This is a genomic window from uncultured Meiothermus sp., assembly GCF_937863175.1.
In the GTDB taxonomy this organism is placed as follows: domain Bacteria; phylum Deinococcota; class Deinococci; order Deinococcales; family Thermaceae; genus Meiothermus.
Genome location: NZ_CALMCQ010000100.1, coordinates 1 through 3298 on the forward strand (window position 1 = coordinate 1; position 3298 = coordinate 3298).

General features: G+C 56.4%; 2 protein-coding genes and 1 pseudogene. All 3 read right to left on the bottom strand.

All coding sequences use genetic code 11. The annotated features are described in order from the left end of the window. Positions 1-474 (bottom strand): annotated as a pseudogene (locus Q0288_RS03960) (hypothetical protein); the annotation flags it as partial. A gap of 542 nt (positions 475-1016) precedes the next feature. Beyond that, positions 1017-1478 (bottom strand): hypothetical protein, encoded by a 462-nt coding sequence (locus Q0288_RS03965; RefSeq protein ID WP_299427514.1) that lies wholly within the window; start codon positions 1476-1478, stop codon positions 1017-1019. A gap of 111 nt (positions 1479-1589) precedes the next feature. Next, a partial coding sequence (locus Q0288_RS03970; protein WP_299427517.1) for a hypothetical protein occupies positions 1590-3298 on the bottom strand: 1709 nt, incomplete at its 5' end.

Genomic DNA, 3298 nt, shown 5'->3' on the forward strand with positions numbered 1-3298 from the left:
GTCCAGAATCCCGTCTTTCTGTCGCTGCTCGATCAGGACACGCTGGGCCTGGCGCCCCTGCTCGAGTTGCTCTGGGGCTACTTCGGTGGCCGTGGCCACATCCCAGACCCGGCCTGCGCGGTCTTCGAGGTAAAGTATCCCCGCCGCTGGGCTCAGGAAGCGTGCGAAAGAGCCGGCTTTGGCCCGGGTCTGGCTGAGGCTTTTAAAACTACCGGCAGGCATAATGAAGGAAAAGAAGCTGCGCTTGTCGGTTGCGCCAATCGCATACAGTGCGTGACCCTCCTTCGGACTGGTAATGGTGGCCCAGAAATCCCTGGTTTCTGGCCCCACCAGCACCAGGTGGTGCAAAGGCTTTTCGGACAGGTCGTAAACGGTTTCGTTGACCAACTTCAGGTCTTTGGCTTCTTGCAGGCTGACCCCGCCGGCAGAAACCTTCATACCCAGGGTCAGGGCTTGCGCCAGGGCCACAGACACCGGTTCACCGTCCGACAGCGAGGAGTTGGGCGGAGACGCGACCTGCTGTGTTCCGCACGCGGCCAGCAGTAGAACTAGACCAACGACCAACGACCAACAGAATGGAATCGCATAGCTGAATTCACCTCCATTGGCTGGGCTACATTTCATGGGTAGCCACCAACAGGATATTTGAGAAGATTCGGATATGTCAAATTCTATTGATATTCTTATACTTAGTATATATTTCGGGTTGTGAACCAGCAACCTTTGTGACAACGTGTACATACAGTCGTTTGGGTATCGTTATACAGACACTGCCAATCCAATCGAAAATCTACCGGTGGACAACCAGACCCGCTTTCGCGTGGCCACGATCTCCAAGCTGGTGGGGCGGAAGATGACCAAACACCCCCCAGCAGCAGAAGTCCAGCCGTTAGCGTGGGTATGCGCATTGTTCGCCTCTCGTTAGTCTAGTCGCGCGGGATGGGGGTTGGCGTAGTATCCCCTTTTACCTCCCACTGTCCCATAACAAAAACCTCCAACTGTGCGGCTTGCACATTTTAGTCCGTGCTCGCACGAGGTACTACCCGCAGGCCACTGGGCTGTGCGGGGTCTTCCAGCACGATCAGAAATAAGAGGAACTTGGGAGGTATGGAGGGTTGCCCGTTGGAGAATCTGAGGGTTAGCGGTTCTCTCCCGCCACACTGGAGGGTGAAGTTGAGGTACTCCAGTTCTCTGCCTTCGTAGGGGAGCAGACCTAAACGGTAAACCCCGTCTCTTTCCTTAATCAACTGGTTGACAGGAGTAGCCGGATTTGCTGCTACTGCTCTGGAGGGGCTGATGGCGGGCTTTTCGAGGCGAAACTGTATTTCGTTGGTAGCAATTGTACCATGAGAAATGGTTTCTCCGCCCCCAAATTTGAGGTAATAATCCACACCACCCATCCTGAAACCCGGGTCAAACTCGACGCTTATCTGTGCCCCGGCAGGGCAGACCCGCTCTAGCTCAGGATAGTGGAGCACATAAAGCGAGTATGGAGCCCCTGACATTCGGATAAGACACCCCCCCAGCAGAAGCAGCAGTAGAAGTCCAGCCGTTAGCGTGGGTATGCGCATTGTTCGCCTCCCGTTAGTCTAGTCGCGCGGGCCATCGGGCGGGGTGGGGGTTGGTGTGGGCGTACCCGCATCCTCGGGTTTCACCACCTGGTAGGCCCCAAAGCTCAAATCCCAGTAGTTGCTCAGGTAGACCCGCCGGGTTCCATCGCGGTAATTTGGATCTTCCTTTCCATCGTACAGCCATGCGTAATTCTCCGACCAGTCCCAGTATTCCAAAATCTCGAAGCGGTGCACCGGGGCATAGTGCAGGACAAAACCCAAGATGCCGGTACCCGGTATCGTCTGATCCGTCGTATAGAGCGCAATGGCCGGGCGATTCCGGTGCCCGATAGAACCCTTCAGAACTCCGCCCACCCTCCAGCTATTCTGCGACCAAACGATCCACTCCAGTGGTGGGAGCACCAGCGGGTAAGTTGTCAATACCAGTAGTTTTGCAAAGGTGACCTCGTCCAGGTCGCGTACCCAGGTGCCATCCACCCTTTCCGGCCAGCCCACTTCCCCCAGCCAGGCATTGGCCCCATTCAAAAGCCTACCCGCCGAAACAAAGGTATCTCCTGCCAAAGGTTGTCCGCCCATCCGCTCGGTAAGCCAGGCACCGTGGATGGTTAGATTCTGTCCGTTAATTGTTCGATGCCCGATGGGTGTGGGCCAGTACAGGCCTTGAAGAAAGTGCGGGTCGCTCGAAGAGCCATTTACGATTCTGCTTCCGCCATTGCTGGGTAGCTGTATGGTGCGATCGCTCCAACCTTCTTGATGCCGCATCCAGTTGAGCACCCGCCCTACCGACATGGGCCCGCAACCAACCACATACTGCCCTGTTTTGTATTCGGTTCCAACCATCGGGGGGTTCCCACGTCCCCCCCACTGGTAGTCTGGTAAAGACAAGAAACCTAAATCGCTTCGTATTCGCTGAAGGTTACCAAAGTCATGGCCCAAAACTTGCAGGGTTCCCCTTACGCGCCGCACCGTACAAGACCATAGGAAGTAGCTCAGGCAGTCGTTTTCGGTTATGGTTTGAGCGCCTATCCGGCTGCGGAAGAACTGAGAGCCCAGGTGTAGGGTGGGGGGTTCTTCGGAAAAGGTCTGCGGCCCGATCACTACCGGGGCATCTTTGGACATCTCCTCGAGCTTCTTCCACCGCTTGGCCATCTCCTTATCCAGGTTGCCCTCGGTGACCGAATTCTTGATGGTCGTGAAGGTGTTTTGCACCAGGGTGGCTTCTTTATTCTGGAGAAGTACGCCATCCGAGCTGTAAAGTTGGTTTCCCTTCAAGCCAAATACCCTACCGCTGAAGACGACGAAACGGCAGTCTGGGCAGCCCGACCACAGCCGCTTAAACGTCTTCACAGTGAGCACATCCCCGTGAAAGGTACGGTTCCGGGCAGCCCCCGTCAGGTAGACCGGCTCGCTGTCTGGAACGCTGTTCACGGCTTCCCTGAAGCTCTGCTTCTGATTAAGGATGAGGTTGGCCCAGTAGGCGGGTTGGCCTTCGGGATCGAACACCAGGGTGGTTGCGACAAATCGGTTCGCTGCCGATTGCGGATTGATCTCTTTCTCTTCTGTGGCTGCCACTACCGCCAGGGCCTGACCAATGTGGGCTGGCACAGGCTGGATGGCCTCAGCCACAGGTTCGGCTTTTTGGCTCCCGCACGAGGCGAGCAAAAGCCCAAGTCCAACGACCAACGACCAACGACCAACGACCAACGACCAACGACCAACGACCAACG